This window comes from Embleya sp. NPDC055664, assembly GCF_053618075.1.
This window is the reverse complement of sequence record NZ_JBSHGZ010000075.1, coordinates 1-15,529: the sequence shown is the minus strand read 5'-3', so window position 1 is coordinate 15,529 and position 15,529 is coordinate 1. Positions and strand designations below refer to the sequence as shown.

The following is a 15,529-nucleotide window of genomic DNA, read 5'->3' as shown; positions in this document are numbered from 1 at the left end:
CCGGTCAACAGGACGGTGGCGACGACGGCGCCGGCGACCAGGAGCAACGCCGCGAGCACGAGCCTCCCCCGAGACCCCCGCTCCCGATCGACGAAGTCCCCGCCGTGGCGGCCCCATTCATCGGGAGCCACGGGCCCGCCGTACCCGAAGGGCTCGCGCTCCTCCGCCGGTGTTCCCGGTGCGAGCGGGATCGGCGGCGGCGCGAACGCCCGTCGGGACGTGCGATCCGACCTCCGGACGCGCACGGTGTCCCCCTGGATGGCATGGCGAATGAACGGGTCGAACACCCGCGTCGACGCCCGGGGCCGGGGCCGGATATCGGCCCGACGCCCCACGATCCCGGTGGAACCCATGGGGAGTCTAGAAACCACCCGGCGTGACCGATAGGCCGAATCACGCGCGGCGACCCACCCCTCGCACGCGATTCGGCTGACCCCTGACCTTCGACCCCGGCCGCCGCACCCGGCCCCGCCTCGTCACAGGCGACAACTGATCTCCATCCCGTCCTCGACCGGGAAGCTCACACTCTCGTAGCCGTTGCCCGAGTCACGTACGTAGTCGAGGTACGGCTGCATCGAGCTCTGGTCGATGTCGTCGGCCACCACGAGCGTGCCCGGCCGCAGGCGCGGCTCCAGCAGGCGCAACACCGGCAGGCACAGGTCCTTCCAGCCGTCGAGCAGTACGAAGTCGGCGGGTGCGTCCAGTGCGGCGAGGGTGTCGAGGGCGTCCCCCTCCAGCACGGTGATCAGGTCGTCCACGCCGGTTTCGGCGAAGGTGCCGCGGGCCGCGGCGATCTTCTCCTTGCTGAGTTCCGTGGTGAACACGCGGCCCGCGCCGTTGTCCCGCAGGGCCGCGGCCAGGTGCAGCGTGGAGATCCCGAACGACATGCCGAACTCGACCACCGTCGTCGGGCGCGTGGCCCGGACCAGGTTGTAGAGCAGCACACCGCCCGCGGCGGAGATCGGCATGTGGATCCCCGCCGCGGCGTCGGCCTTCTCGTGGGCCGACATCGAGGCGTAGCCGGCGGGCAGTGTCGCGGCGATGGCGTCGTCGCGCTCGGCCAGGGCGAACATCCGGTCGAGGGCGGTGCGGATGCGGGGGTCGGCAAGCGTGTGAGTGAATGTCATGGCCGCTAGCGTAGACGCAACGTCGCGTCTACGCTAGCGGCTTTTCCCGGATGCAATACCCTCGACCCGAGGAGGCGAGATGACATCGAGGACACCGGGCGCCGACGCCCGCACCACCCCCACCGTCGGCGGATCGGACGCCCCCGGCGGATCGGCTCGACAGCACCACGGCAACCGACACGGGCGCAGCGAACAGGCCCGCCTGGCGGTGATCGAGGCGGCCGACGACCTGCTCGTCGAGAAGGGCTTCGCCGGCGTCACGATGGAGGGCATCGCCGCCCGCGCCGGGGTGGCCAAGCAGACCATCTACCGGTGGTGGAGCACCAAGACCGACGTACTGATGGACGCCTTCCTCGAGGACGCCGCCGAGGACCTGACGATGCCCGACTCCGGAGACCTCGCCCACGACCTGCGCGACTACCTGCGCCGGCTCGCGTACTTCCTCGCGAAGTCCGACTCCGGCGCCGTCTTCCGCGCGCTGATCGCCCAGGCCCAGCACGATCCGGCGTTCGGCCGCGACTTCCGCGCCAAGTGGCTCGACGCGCAGCGCCGACGCGACCGCCTCGCCCTGGAACGCGCCATCGCCGACGGCCGGTTGTCCGCCGACCTCGACATCGCCGGCGAGACCGACCGACTGGTGGGCCCGCTCTACTACCGCGTCCTGGTCACCGACGAGCCGATCGACACCCCCTACACCGACGCCCTCGTCGACGCCTTCCTCGACCGCCACGCCCGCCCTGCCACCCCCTGACCGGCCGGAGACCGAATCGGGCGTTCCACCCCGCGCGGTTCAGCCCATCCGCTCGACCGAACTCGCGCGGGCCGCGTAGTCCCGGAGCGTGAGCGCGCTCGCGGCCTCGTCCGTTCCGTCGCCGCTCGCCCACGGCAGGCGCGGCAGGTGCCGCGTCCACGGCAACATGCGCGTGGTGCGATCGCGCACCCACACCGCGGCCCGGCTCCCGGGCAGGATCGCCGGCGTGTTGTCGAGCGCGAGGCGTTGGCACCGCTCGACGTAGTCGGCCATCTCGTGTCGGTAGCGGGCGAACGCCGTGCGGTACTCGTCGCCCGCGCTCGCGAGTTCGCCGGCCAGCACGTACGCGCCGACCAGCGCGAGGCTGGTACCCATGCCGGAAAGCGGCGCGGGACAGTGCGCCGCGTCGCCGGCCAGCACGACGCGGCCCTTCGACCAGCGCTGCATGTGTACCTGGCTCGCCGCGTCGAGATGGAAGTCCGGCACGTCCCACATGGCCTCCAACAGCTCGGGTACGACCCAGCCCGCGCCTCGGAAACGATCGGCGACGAACTCCCGGCCGGCCACCGGATCGTGCCGGTCGAACTCCGTGGGCGGCGCGTCGAAGAAGAACATCGCCCGAGCCTCGCCGTCGACGCCGATCGGGTACAGCCCCGCCGTCCGCGCCCCGCCGCGAACCGGGTCGCTGTACAACTTCCACCAGCCGTCGAGCGGCACGGGGCTGCGCGTGGCGAAGATCGCGAGGTGTGAGCCGAGCGGTCGCACGTACGACGCTTCCGGGCCGAAGACGGCGGCCCGCACCCCGGAATGCAGCCCGTCGGCGCCCACGACCAGATCGAACCTGCGATCGGCGCCGCCGACGAAGTGCGCCGTGACGCCGTCGTCGTCCTGGTCGAGGCCGATCACGCCGTCGCCGAAGACGTATTCGGTGTCCGCGCGGGTGGCTTCGTGCAGGATACGAACCAGGTCGCCGCGGGTGATCTCGATCTCGGCGACCGCGCCACCGGAGTGGCCGAGCAGGTCGACCGGCACGGTGGCGGTACTACGCCCCGCGGCGTCGACGAAGGCCAGGCCACGTGCGCCGGTATGGGCACGGCGGATCTCGGCGGCCAGACCCATCCGCTCGACGGCCTCCCGGGCGACGCCCCGGATGTCCACGGCCTGCCCACCCAGCCGCAGCGCCGGCGCCCGCTCGGCGACGGTGACGTCGAAGCCGTATCGATGCAGCCAGTAGGCGAGCGCGGGCCCGGCCACACTCGCACCGACGACGAGCACGTTGCGGTTCTCCACGATTACTCCTCGTTCTCTTCCCGAACACAACCTGAACGGTGTTCATGTAGAACACTGTTCAGGTTAGGTAGGGTGGCGGTACGTGTCAACACGGTGACGAAGGGATCGACGGCGTGCGCCTACACCGCTCGGACGTGCTCGCGGGGGCCATGGCCATGCTCGAAACGGACGGCCTCGACAAGCTGACGATGCGTCGGCTCGCCGGTGTGCTCAACGTGCAACCGAGCGCCCTCTACTGGCACTTCGCGCACAAGCAGGCACTGTTGGACGCGATGTCCGAGCGGCTGATGGAGGGCGTCGGCGACGTCGATCCCGACCAACCGGGCCTGGATCGGCTCGCGGAGTTGGCCTGGCGACTGCGCACCGCGCTGATGTCCCACCGCGACGGCGCCCGGGTCGTCTCCGGCACCTACGTGCGCGAACCCAACACGCTGCGGGTCGGCCAGGTCGCCATCCAGGCGGTCATCGCCGCCGGGGCACCGCGGGAAGAGGCCGCCCTGGCCGCGTTCGCCCTGCTCCACTTCGTGTTCGGCCACACCATCGAGGAGCAGGCGCGGGACGAACTCGTCGCCCGGGGCGCCTGGCAGGAGCACACCGTCGACATCGACGCGCGCGAATACCCCGACGTCGGCCCCGCCCTCGACGCCCTGACGGCCACCGACTCCGCAGAGCGTTTCCGCTACGGCGTACGACTTATCCTCGACGGCCTGGCCGCCCGCATCGGCAGCACGACCGGCGCAACAGGGGTGTAACCAGGGCGAATTCGGCTTCGCCGACAATGCCCCGATCAACCGCAAATCGGTGTATTGACCATCCGGCAAACCCGGCGGACTCTGCTGGGTATCCGGGTGTACCACGACGGCGGCGAGCAACGCCGCTCTGCGCCCTTCGCTCCGCGCTTTCTCGCTCTGCGCTACTCCCTTTTCGCTCTTGGCCCTTTGCTCTTCGCTCTCCGTGGTCACCCTCACCGACACGCGGCAACGCGCCGTGTCGCGTTGCAGAAAGGCGGGATGGGATACATGCCGAATCTCCGGAGCGTCCACGGCGCGGTTCTCACCGACTCCATCCCCGCGCCGCGCCCGATTCCGGTACCAGTGCCGCCGGTTCCCGGTCACCGTTTCCGGATCTTCAAGCAGGACCCGACGGTCGCCGACCCGGCCGTGCGCTCGGTCTTCATACCCACGGTCGTGCTCAACGGCCCCACCGACGCCCGCGTCTCGACCGAGCTTCCCGGGGTGACCCCGGTCGCCAGGAACACCACCGGCGACTTCGAATTCGACCCGGGCACCGCCGAGTTCGACTGCGCACACGCGTTCGCGGTGGTGCACGAGACCGTGTCGATGTACGAGCGACACAACGACGGCGCGCCGATCCCGTTCGCCTGGAACGTCGGCGGCAACATCGACCGGCTGACCGTCTTCCCCCGAGCCGGATCCGGAGCCAACGCCTTCTACAGCCGGGCGGCCAAGGCACTGAAGTTCCTGTTCTTCACACCCCAGGGCGGCACTTCGCCCGTCTTCACGTGCCGGTCCCTGGACATCGTCGCGCACGAGACCGGGCACTCCATCCTCGACGGCCTCAAGCCCGGCTGGCTGAGCAGCGGCAATACCCCACAGACCGGCGGCCTGCACGAGTCCTTCGGCGACCTCACCGCGATCTTCCTCGCCCTGTCCCAACCGGACCAGGCCGAGGCCCTGGTCGCACTCGCCAAGGCCGACCTGCACGCCCGCCAGTTCCTGTCCGCCCTCGCCGAACAGTTCGGCCAGGCCCTCGGACTCCCGTTCGGACTACGCAACGCCGACAACGACCTCAAGCTCAGCGAGGTCGGCAACGAAGTACACGCGATCTCCCAGGTGTTCACCGGCGGAATCTACGACACACTCGCCGACATCTACGCGTTCGAGCGCATCCGCCAGGCCCGGACCAAGGACCCCACGATCGTCCTCATCGAGGTCGCCGACCACCTCTGCAAACTGTTGTTCGACGCAATCGTGGCCGCACCCGCAACCGACGCGACCTACGCCGACGTGGTCAACCAGATGTTGCGCCTGTCCGCCGAACGCAACGACCCGGCCAACCACCGCACGTTCCTGCGCAACAGATTCGCCCTCCGCGAGGTCGTCGTCTCCCCAACCCCACTCGACGCGGTACTGGAGGGCCGCCTCAACCTGACCGACCCCAACTACACGGGCGACGGCACCCACGAGGCAACGACCGTCGACCCGGCAAACCAAAACTCCCCGAGCCTACGCGCGAACCAGGACCGATCCACCTGCTGCGGCACCATGCAAATGCCCGAATTCCAACACATCGACCCAGAAACCCTGGCCACCGGCGGCCCCCTGACCGACCAGGACATCCTGTCCCACGAACTGGCCAACCTCCGCAGGGCCTTCAACAAGTAACCCACCCACACAGCCGAGCAGAGCGCCGGGAACCCGGCCGACAGCAGGGGGCGGGTGGGTGCTGGGGTTGGGTTCGCCGGGCGTGCGTTCCCGAGTGCGCCGGGTACTTCCGGCGGGCGTTGCGCCTCGGGGTGCGGGTGCCCGGTCCGGGGCTGGCCAGAGTCGGCGGGTGGGCCGCCGCCGACGTGCGGGGCTCCAAGACTCGAAGCTCACGGCGAGATGGGTGTGTTGGTCGGCGGAAAAGCGGCCGGCAGCGGCGGGCGAAGTGGGTGCTCGGGTGGGGTTCGCCGGGCGTGCGTTCCCGAGTGGGTCGGGTGCTTCCGGCGGGCGTCGCGCTTGTGGTTGCGGGTAGCTGGTGCGGGGCTGGTCAGAGTCGGTGGGTGGGCCGCCCCCGGCGTGCGGGGCTCCAAGACGCATGGCTCCCGACGATACGGGCGCGTTGGTCGGTGAAAAAGCGGCCGGCAGCGGCGGGCAGGGAGGGCGCTCGGGTCGGGCTCGCCGGGCGTGCGTTCCCGAATGGGCCGGGTACTTCCGGCGGGCGTCGCGCTTTGGGCTGCGGGTCTGGCTGGTGCGGGGCTGGCCAGGGTCGGTGGGTGGGCCGCCGCCGGCGTGCGGGGCTCCGAGACTCGAAGCTCACGGCGAGAGGGGTGTGTTGGTCGGTGAAAAAGCGACCGGCAGCGGCGGGCGGGGTGGGTGCTCGGGTGGGGTTCGCCGGGCGTGCGTTCCCGAGTGGGCCGGGTACTTCCGGCAAGCGTCGCACTTTGGGCTGCGGGTGGCTGGTCCGGGGCTGGCCAGAGTCGGTGGTGAACCGCCGCCGGCGTGCGGGGCTCCAAGACGCATGGCTCCCGACGAGACAGGCGCGTTGGTCGGCGAAAAACCAGCCGGCAGCGGGGAGCGGGAGGGGGCTCGGGTCGGGTTCCCTGAGTGGCCTTCCCGAGTGGGTCGGCTGGTGGCGGCGAGAGTTGCGCCTTGAGCTGCGGGGGCCGGCGCAGGGAGGGTGGTGGGGTCGCGTTCGTCGAGGAGCCTTCCCGAGTGAGTTTGGGGCGGTTTGGGGTGGTTGGAGAGGAACTGGGGTTCGAAACCGGATCGCGTTGGGTGGTCGTGGGCTTCGAGCTTCGGTGACCTGCGGTTTTGTGGTGTCGAGGCGGAAAGTCGGGCGTCGAGTGCCGGTTTCGTGCGCTCAGACCCCCTCAACGCCGCTGTGAAGACCGAAACTGCGCACTCGAAGCCGACTTCGCGTGCTTCGGCCTCACAAAAGCCGTCGAGGGACCGAAAGTGCCCACTGAGGGCCGAAACCGGATCCCGAGGCGCTCCACTCGGCTTCCCTTCACACTGACCTGCGGTTTTCTCTCGCACGGAGGCTCCAGCACCTCACGCCGTCCGGTTCTGTGAACCCTCGCCACCCACACGCCAACCACCCGCCGAAAACTCCCGGCCCACCAGGGAAGGCTCCACAAAACTCGACCCGACCCGCTCCCCCGCTGCCGGCCGGTTTTTCGTCGACCAACCCACCCATCTCGCCGTGAGCTACGGGCCTCGGAGCCCCGCACGCCGGCGGCGGCCCACCCACCGACTCCGACCAGCCCCGCACCAGCCAGACCCGCAGCCCAAAGCGCGACGCCCGCCGGAAGTACCCGGCCCACTCGGGAACGCACGCCCGGCGAGCCCGACCCGAGCGCCCTCCCTGCCCGCCGCTGCCGGCCGCTCTTCCGCCGACCAACACACCCATCTCGCCGCGAGCTTCGAGCCTCGGAGCCCCGCACGCCGGCGCCGGCCCACCCGCCGACTCCGACCAGCCCCGCACCGGCCACCCGCAACCACAAGCGCAACCCCCGCCGAAAACACCCGACCCACTCGGGAACGCACTCCCGGGGAACCCAACCCCAGCACCCACCCCGCCCGCCGCTGCTGGTCGCTTTTTCCGCCGACCAACACGCCTGTCTCGTCGGGAGGCCCAGGTCTCGGAGCCCCGCACGCCGGCGGCGGCCCACCACCGACTCCGACCAGCCCCGCACCAGCCACCCGCAACCAAGAGCTCAACCGTGCCGAAACCACCCGGCCCACTCGGGAAAGCCCTGCCGAAGGATCGACCCGACCGACCCGACCGGACCCGCCCCGCCCCGAGCGACCACGCCCGGTGCGGTCCCCGCCCCATATCCCCTCACCGGACCGTGAGTTGCTCCACGCGGTTGTGGAGGTGGGCTACGTAGTCCTCCGACTCCGGCTTCATCAGTACGCTGCGGAGGATTCGGGCGCCGTCCGCGTCGGCGGTGAGTTTCGGGTGGCGGGTGGTCAGGCGGGCGGCGTCTATTCGGAGTGTGCTCAGGAAGATCGGGTCGTCGCTGTCGCGCATGCCCTCGTGCAGAACGCGGGCGGCGGCCTCGTCGATTCGGGCGAGGGTGTACGGCGAGGTGATCGGGAAGTAGCTCACGATGTCCAACTCCGGGGGTTGGTACAGCTCCAGCCGGTCGGACCCCTCGATCAACTCCGCCCACCGCAACGCCGCACGCCGACCGGCCGCCAGTGTCCGACCCAGCCCTTCCCGGGTGGGCGGCAGCAGTTGGAAGGTCAGCCACAGGGCGGCCGCCGCCGCGCCGGCGCGTGAGCACTCCAGGCTGATCTCGCCGAGGTGCAGTTCGTCGGAGGTGAAGTAGGTATAGGGCGAGTCGTGCAGGTAGAACCGGCCGACCGAGGGGTCGCGGAACAACACGGCACCGCACCCGTACGGCTGGAGGGCGTGCTTGTGCGGGTCCACCACGATCGAGTCGCACTCGGCGATCGCCCGCCACGGCGCGGCCGGCAGCCCCTCCGGGCCGTCCAACCCGGCGAGCAGGGTGAAGAATCCTCCGTAGGCGGCATCGACATGGATCCGTACGCCGTACCGCTCGCGCAACTCCAATGCCTCGTGGATCGGTTCGACGGCGCCGAGGCCGGTGGTGCCGGCGGTGAGTACGACCGTGCCGACCCGTCCGGTCCGCAGTAGTTCCTCCAGCGCGTCGAGGTCCATGCGGCCGAGGTCGTCCACCGGTACGGAGTGTCCCCCCACGCCGAGCACGCCGCACATGCGCCCGTGGGTGTAGTGGGCCTCGGTGCTGTATGCGATGCCCTTCCCGGGATGGAGTTCGCGCGCCACGAAGAGCGCTTCGAGGTTGGCGATGGTCCCGCTGGTGGTGAGGTGCCCGAGGTGGGTGTCGTACCCGAACATGTCGGCGAGCTGCTGTACGACCTCGCGTTCCATCTCGGCGGTCGCGGGTCCCCCGTCCAGGGCGTGGTTGTTGGGGTTGATCAGCATCGCGGCGAGGTAACCCACGACCGCCGCCGGATGCGGCGGCTTGAGCATCTGGCCGGCGTAACGCGGATGGAAGAAGGGGTAGTTGTCCGTCAGCCGCTCGGTGAACGTGGCGAAGACCTCGGCGAACCGTTCGTCGTCCACGTCCAGGGCCGGATGGCCCCGGTAGGACCCGAACCCCGCCGCCCAGTGCTCGTTGGATGTCACGGCGGCCTCGAGCCAGTGGCGCAGATCCATACCGCTCTCCTTGGCGTTCGTTCTCCTCCGAGGATTGTTTGGCGCCAAACAAGCTAGGCCGCGCGCAAAAGGCCGGTCAAGACTCGAGACACCCGACATACACGCACACCCCGTGATGACGATCCGATTTTTCGGGCGCGTTGCCGGGGCTTTCGGGGCGGCTGTCGGAATAGTGGGGTCGTTCGGCCCATGTCCACCCCGGGAGAGAACGACCATGCCCCACCCCGAAGCCCCGCAGCCACCGGAACCGACCCCGGCCCCGGCCCCGGCCCCGGCCCCGGCCCCATCACACCCCGTACGCCAACTGCGTCTCGTAGTCGAGGCCGAGGACTTCGACGCCGCGCTCGCCTTCTACCGTGACGCCCTCGGCCTGCCCGAGGAGGCGGCCTATTCCGGGGACGGCGGAGCCCGTGTCGCGATCCTCGACGCCGGTCGGGCCACCTTGGAGATCGCGAACCCGCAGCAGAAGCGGATGATCGACGACGTCGAGGTCGGCCGCCAGGTCGCGCCCCGGATCCGGGTCGCCTTCGAGGTCGCCGACAGCCGGGCCGTGACCGATCGCCTCGTCGACGCGGGCGCCACCCCGGTCGCGCCCCCGACCGTCACGCCGTGGCAGTCCCTGAACTCCAGGCTCGACGCACCCGCCGACCTGCACATCACCGTCTTCCAGGAACTTGTGAACGAACTCCCCGCCCCCGATCACCCCGAGCGAACGACCGAACCCGACTCCTGACCCGCCCCCGCCCGCTCCCACGCCACCCGCCCACGCCCCACCCGACTCCCGACGCCCCGGCCCTCGCCCTCGCCCTCGCCCCCGGCTCCACCCGATCCGCCCCATTCCTGCGGAGTCGCGGACGGTGTTCTCCCTCGGGCGACAACCGGTTAACCGGAACGTGGCATTCGGGTCCCTCGACCGCGATTGGCTGCCTGTGGCCCGGTGCTTCCGACCGGGCCGAGCCATTGCGCGAGGCCACGCCGCCGTGCTCCGATCGGTGGATCCTCGCATGCGTTGAGGAGCTGAAGTCCCCGTGTCACCACCCCGCATGGGCGTACGCCCCGCCCTCCCCCGCCCCGCGGCGGCCGCGCTCGCCCTGACCACCCTGCTCGTCGCCGGCCTCACCGCGGCCGCCCCCGCCGCCCTGGCCGACGAGGCGCCGCAGACCGCCGCCAAGCCGCAGGCGGGCGGCGGCGGCGCCGCCGACGGCCTCGTGCTCGACCGTCCCGGCGAGTCCGTCGTCACCCGCCGTGAGGTCACCCCGATCGCGCCCGGCCTGACCCGGACGTCCTTCGACCGCATCGGCCGGGCCGGCTGGATCCGCGGAAACGTTTTGGTCGCCGACCTGACCACCAAGGGCCTGAGCGTCGACTACCTGTCCTCGGGCAAGGTGACGACCCGGCAGACCGTGTCCGAGCAGGCCCACAACGCGGGCGCGGTGGCCGCCATCAACGGCGACTACTTCGACATGAATGCCTCCGAGGCCCCGCTCGGCGCCGGCGTCTCGCGCGACAAGGGCCTGATCCACGCGCCGATCGAGGGCTGGAACCAGGCCGTGACCGTCGGTACCGACGGACTGGCCCGGATGGCACAGGTGTTCCTGGAGGGCAACGCCACACTGCCCGGCGGCCGAGAGGTGCCGCTGTCGGGCGTCAACACCTACGGCCTGCCCGAGGGCGGCGTCGGCGTGTTCACCTCGGCGTGGGGCAACGCGTCCCTGGCGCATGTCGCGGGCGGCTCGGGCAACGTGGTCGAGGTCGAGATCCGCGAGGGCCGCGTCGTCGCGGTGCGCGACCGGCTCGGCGGCGGGCCGATCGCCGACGGCACCACGCTGCTGGTCGGCCGCGACGGCGGCGCCGACCGGCTGCGCGAGCTGAAGGCCGGCGACCCGGTCGGCATCGGCTACAAGCCGCGCGCCTCGTTCGGCGAGGTCGCGGTCGCGGTCGGCGGCTACCAGGTCCTGGTCCGCGACGGAGTCGCGACCGAGTCCGGCGAGAACGACGGCAACGAACCCAACGCCCGCACCGCCGTGGGCTTCTCCGCCGACGGCAGGCGCATGTACCTGGTCACCATCGACGGTCGCCAGGCCGACAGCCCGGGCATCAACCTGAGCAACCTGGCCGTGTTGATGCGGGACATGGGCGCGCACAACGCGCTCAACATGGACGGCGGCGGCTCCGCCGACATGGTCGCGCGACTGCCCGGACAGGCGCAGTCCGGTGTGATCAGCAGCCCGTCGGACAACGGCGGCGAACGTCCGGTGGCGAACGGCCTGGGCCTGTTCACCACCCCGGGCTCCGGCGAGACGCGCGGCTTCCGGCTGCGTCCGGTCCCGACGCTCGACACGGGCGTACGGGTGTTCCCCGGGCTGCACCGGACCGTACGCGCGCTGCCGCACGACGAGTCGTTCGGCGCGGTCAAAGGCGCGGTACCCAAGCCCAAGTGGTCGACGGACACCGCCGCGAAGCTGACCGTGGCCGGCAACGGCACCGACGCGGTGGTGACCGGTCGCGCCCCCGGCCCGGCGTCGGTGACGATCAAGGCCAAGGGCGCCGAGGACGCGAAGTTGCCGCTGACCGTGCTCGGCGAGCCCGTGCGCGTCACCGCCGGCGACGACCCGGTCGGCCTGGCCGCCCCCGGCGCCTCCGCGCACCTGGCGGTCACCGGCTACGACGCCACCGGCCACGCGGCGCCCGTCGAGGCCGCCGACGTCAAGGTCACCGGGGGCGAGGGCATCGTCGAGGTCACCCCCGCCCCCGACGGCACGCTGAATCTCAAGGCGCTTACCGACGGCCGCTCGGCCACCCTCAAGCTCACCGTCGGCAAACTGGAGACCGCCGTCGCGGTCACCGTCGGCATGACCGAAAAGTCCTTCGCCGACTTCTCGAACGCCGCCGCCTGGAAGTCGGGCAACGACCGTGCCCCCGGCGGCGCGGTCGCCCCCGCGCCCGGGCCCGACGGCAAGCCGGGTCTGTCCCTGGCCTACGACTTCACCAAGTCGACCGGCACGCGCGGCCAGTACGCCATCGCGCCCGAGGGCATCGTCCTGCCCGGCCAGCCGCGCGCGCTCACGATGTGGATCGAGGGCGACGGCAACGGCGCCTGGCCGCGCATCCAGTACCGGACGGCGGCGGGCGTGGTGTCCAACCTCGACGCCCCGATGGTCACCTGGAAGGGCTGGCAAAAGGTCGAGTTCCCGGTCCCGGCCGGGGTGCAATACCCGCTCACCTTCCAGCGGTTCCGGCTGATGGAGACCAACGCGGACCGCCAGTACACCGGCCGGCTCGGCCTGAGCGACCTGCGGGTCCAGGTGCCGCCGGACGTACAACTGCCCAAGCAGCCGTACGTCAAGGACCCGGTGATCCTCACCAACGGCACCGTCGACGCCAAGCCGCTGCGCGTGGCGGTGATGTCCGACGCCCAGTTCGTGGCCCGCGACCCGAACAGCGACCGGGTGCGGGACGCGCGCCGCACGCTGCGCGAAGTGGCCGCGGCCAAGCCGGAGTTCATGGTGATCACCGGCGACTTCGTGGACGAGGCCGCACCCGAGGACTTCGCGCTCGCCCGCACGCTGCTCGACGAGTTCGACCAGTACACCAACCGCACCATCCCGTGGCACTACGTGCCGGGCAACCACGAGGTGATGGGCCCCGGAAACATCGCCAACTTCAAGGCCGCCTTCGGCGAGACCTCGAAGGTGTTCGACCACAAGGGCACCCGCTTCGTCACCGTGGACAGCTCCATGGGCACGCTGCGCGGCGGCGGCTTCGAGCAGGTCGCCGGGCTGCGCAAAGCGCTGGACGATGCGGCGAAGGACCCGAACATCACCGGCCTGCTGCTGTTCGACCACCACCCCACCAACGACCCCTTGCCGGACAAGGGCAGCCAACTCGGCGACCGCAAGGAAGCCCGCATGGTCGAGCAGTGGCTCGGCGCGTTCCGGGCGGACAGCGGCAAGTCGGCGGCGATGGTCAGCGGCCACGTCGGCGCGTTCCACGCCGCGAGCGTCGACGGCGTCCCGTACCTGATCAACGGCAACTCGAGCAAGGGCCCGGCCGCCGAGCCCGACCGCGGCGGCTTCGTCGGCTGGACCATGCTCGGCATCGACCCCGCCAAGGGCCGCGTCACCGACCCGTTCGCGGTGCCGACCGACGACGCCGCGTGGCTGCGCGCCGAGGTCAAGCCGTACGCGGAGTCGGTCGCCCTCAAGGCCCCGGCCACACTCGGCGTGCTGAACACCCAACCGGTCACCACCACGATGGCCCAGGACGGCCGTACCGTCCCGGTCGCCTGGCCGGTCACCGCCCAGTGGGGCGGCACCGGCGTACACATCGGCTCGCCGGCTTCCGCGCCGCGCGGCGCGATCGCGGCCTACGACCCGGCCTACGGCACCCTGACCGGCCTGCGCCCCGGCGTGGCCACACTCACCGTCACGGTCGGCGGCGGCAAGGCCGAACAGCCGGTCAAGGTCGGCGACTTCGACCCGGCCGCCTGCACCACCACGATCCGCGGCAGCACCGCCAAGCCCCTGGCCGTCACGTCGGGCATCACCTGCCTGGACAACGCCACGGTCAAGGGCCCGATCCTGGTGCAGCCCGGCGCCGGCCTCATCGCCACCAACTCCACCGTCACCGGGCCGATTTCCTCCCGGGGCGCGACCGTCCTCGTCCTGACCGACACCACCGTCGGCGGCCCGGTCGCGGCCGGCGGCAGCACCGGCCCGGTCATGCTCCTGTGGTCCGGGCTCGGCGGCCCGGCCGACCTGAGCCTCAACCGGGGCATCACGGTAGTCGCCGGCAACACCGTCGCCGGCCCGCTGAGTTGCCGCCTCAACACCCCACCCCCCATCAACGGCGGTATCCCCAACAAGGTCTCCGGACCGAAGTCCGACCAGTGCGGCGCGCTGTAACCCCCCGCCCGCCGCGGTTGCCGCATCGGACCCGGTAGACACACCGCACCACCCCGCGTCCCGCACGACCGCAACCAACGGTCTTGCGGGACGCAGCCGTTCCGACGCACACAGGCAATCGCACCGAAAGTCTTGACTGGTATAGACCACTGGTATTGAGTGAGCCCCGCACCATCCCGTCCAGGGGCCTCGAACGAGGCAGGCGCCGGTCCCGGCACGGCAGTCGAAGTACCCGCATCGGTACTTCCGTCGATCAGGCGCGGCGTGTTTCGCGCGCCGGGGAGTGGGCTTTCCATGGCGAGAAAACGAATCATCGGGTTCCTGTTGGCCATCGCGATCGTGGGCATGGGGGCGGCGGCGCTGCCCTTCGCCTCGACTGCCGCCGCCGCGAGTTGCGCGGCTGGATGGAACGCGTCGGCCGTCTACACGGGCGGCGCCACCGCCTCGTACAACGGCCACAACTGGGGCGCCAAGTGGTGGACCCAGGGCGAGACCCCCGGAACCGCCGACGTCTGGACGGACCAGGGCGCCTGCGGAGGCGGCGGCAGCACCACCGGTGGCTCCACGGGCGGTGCCACGGGTGGTACGACCGGCGGTGGCGGCACCTGTACCTACCCGGACTGGGTGGCCGGCCGGTCCTACGCGGTCGGTGACGTGGTGCGCTACACCAACGGCAATTACTACCGGGCCAAGAACGCCAACCCGGGCTACGACCCGGTGATCAGCACCTGGTACTGGGAGCCGTACTCGTGCGGCGGATCCACCACGGGATCGACCACCGGAAGCACCACGGGATCCACCACCGGATCCACCACCGACGGCAGCACCGGCGGCAACGGTGGCAACCCCGGCGACTTCGTGGTGAGCCAGGCACAGTTCGAGCGCATGTTCCCGAACCGGAACCCGTTCTACACATACGCCGGCCTGACCGCCGCGCTCGGCTCCTACCCGGGCTTCGCCAAGACCGGCAGCGACACCGTGCGCAAGCAGGAGGCGGCGGCGTTCCTGGCCAACGTCAATCACGAGACCGGCGGCCTCGTCTACATCGTCGAGCAGAACACCGCCAACTACCCGCACTACTGCGACGCCGGTCGGCCCTACGGATGCCCCGCCGGCCAGGCCGCCTACTACGGACGCGGCCCGATCCAACTGAGCTGGAACTTCAACTACAAGGCGGCGGGTGACGCGCTGGGCATCGACCTGCTGAACAATCCCAACCTCGTCCAGAACGACCCGGCCGTCGCCTGGCGGACCGGCCTCTGGTACTGGAACACCCAGAACGGGCCGGGCACCATGACCCCGCACAACGCGATGGTCAACGGCGCGGGCTTCGGCGAGACCATCCGCAGCATCAACGGCTCGTTGGAATGCAACGGCGGCAATCCCGCACAGGTGCAGAGCCGGATCAACAGCTACCAGTCGTTCGTGTCGATCCTGGGCACCACACCCGGGAACAACCTGAGCTGCTGAGCCCGACGGGCGGGGGGGGGGGGGGCCGCCCCGCGGCCGGATTCGGGCGGGCGGTC

The 15,529-nt window shown here is 71.0% G+C and carries 9 protein-coding genes; 6 read left to right on the top strand and 3 right to left on the bottom strand.

Features of this window, described 5'->3' with window-relative positions:
• Nucleotides 1-476: 476 nt before the first annotated feature.
• Nucleotides 477-1,127 (bottom strand): O-methyltransferase, encoded by a 651-nt coding sequence (locus ACWGR4_RS47605; RefSeq protein ID WP_452134144.1) that lies wholly within the window; start codon nucleotides 1,125-1,127, stop codon nucleotides 477-479.
• 79 nt (nucleotides 1,128-1,206) lie between these two features.
• Between ACWGR4_RS47605 and ACWGR4_RS47600 the strand changes: the two genes are divergently transcribed.
• Nucleotides 1,207-1,878, top strand: coding sequence for a TetR/AcrR family transcriptional regulator (locus ACWGR4_RS47600; protein ID WP_452133906.1), 672 nt, complete (start codon nucleotides 1,207-1,209; stop codon nucleotides 1,876-1,878).
• 39 nt (nucleotides 1,879-1,917) lie between these two features.
• Here the strand turns inward: ACWGR4_RS47600 and ACWGR4_RS47595 are convergent, their stop codons facing one another.
• The gene (locus ACWGR4_RS47595) at nucleotides 1,918-3,168 is read right to left on the bottom strand and encodes an FAD-dependent monooxygenase (RefSeq protein WP_452133907.1); all 1,251 of its coding nucleotides are present in this window, start codon (nucleotides 3,166-3,168) and stop codon (nucleotides 1,918-1,920) included.
• 113 nt (nucleotides 3,169-3,281) lie between these two features.
• Between ACWGR4_RS47595 and ACWGR4_RS47590 the strand changes: the two genes are divergently transcribed.
• Complete coding sequence (locus ACWGR4_RS47590) at nucleotides 3,282-3,920, top strand: TetR/AcrR family transcriptional regulator C-terminal domain-containing protein (protein WP_452133908.1); 639 nt, start codon at nucleotides 3,282-3,284, stop codon at nucleotides 3,918-3,920.
• A 267-nt stretch (nucleotides 3,921-4,187) separates the two neighbouring features.
• Nucleotides 4,188-5,573 (top strand): hypothetical protein, encoded by a 1,386-nt coding sequence (locus tag ACWGR4_RS47585; protein WP_452133909.1) that lies wholly within the window; start codon nucleotides 4,188-4,190, stop codon nucleotides 5,571-5,573.
• Nucleotides 5,574-7,734: 2,161 nt separating this feature from the next.
• Here the strand turns inward: ACWGR4_RS47585 and ACWGR4_RS47580 are convergent.
• Nucleotides 7,735-9,099, bottom strand: a complete 1,365-nt coding sequence (locus ACWGR4_RS47580) for a pyridoxal phosphate-dependent decarboxylase family protein (RefSeq protein WP_452133910.1) — start codon at nucleotides 9,097-9,099, stop codon at nucleotides 7,735-7,737.
• 214 nt (nucleotides 9,100-9,313) lie between these two features.
• Here ACWGR4_RS47580 and ACWGR4_RS47575 point away from each other — a divergent pair, with 214 nt between their 5' ends.
• The 3 genes from ACWGR4_RS47575 to ACWGR4_RS47565 all read left to right on the top strand — a co-directional run bounded on the left by ACWGR4_RS47575 (nucleotide 9,314) and on the right by ACWGR4_RS47565 (nucleotide 15,473).
• Nucleotides 9,314-9,832 (top strand): VOC family protein, encoded by a 519-nt coding sequence (locus ACWGR4_RS47575; RefSeq protein ID WP_452133911.1) that lies wholly within the window; start codon nucleotides 9,314-9,316, stop codon nucleotides 9,830-9,832.
• 295 nt (nucleotides 9,833-10,127) lie between these two features.
• Nucleotides 10,128-14,003 carry a phosphodiester glycosidase family protein gene (locus ACWGR4_RS47570; RefSeq protein ID WP_452134350.1) on the top strand — a complete coding sequence of 1,292 codons (3,876 nt, stop codon included), beginning with the start codon at nucleotides 10,128-10,130 and terminating at the stop codon, nucleotides 14,001-14,003.
• A 294-nt stretch (nucleotides 14,004-14,297) separates the two neighbouring features.
• Nucleotides 14,298-15,473, top strand: coding sequence for a glycoside hydrolase family 19 protein (locus tag ACWGR4_RS47565; protein WP_452134021.1), 1,176 nt, complete (start codon nucleotides 14,298-14,300; stop codon nucleotides 15,471-15,473).
• Nucleotides 15,474-15,529: the final 56 nt, after the last annotated feature.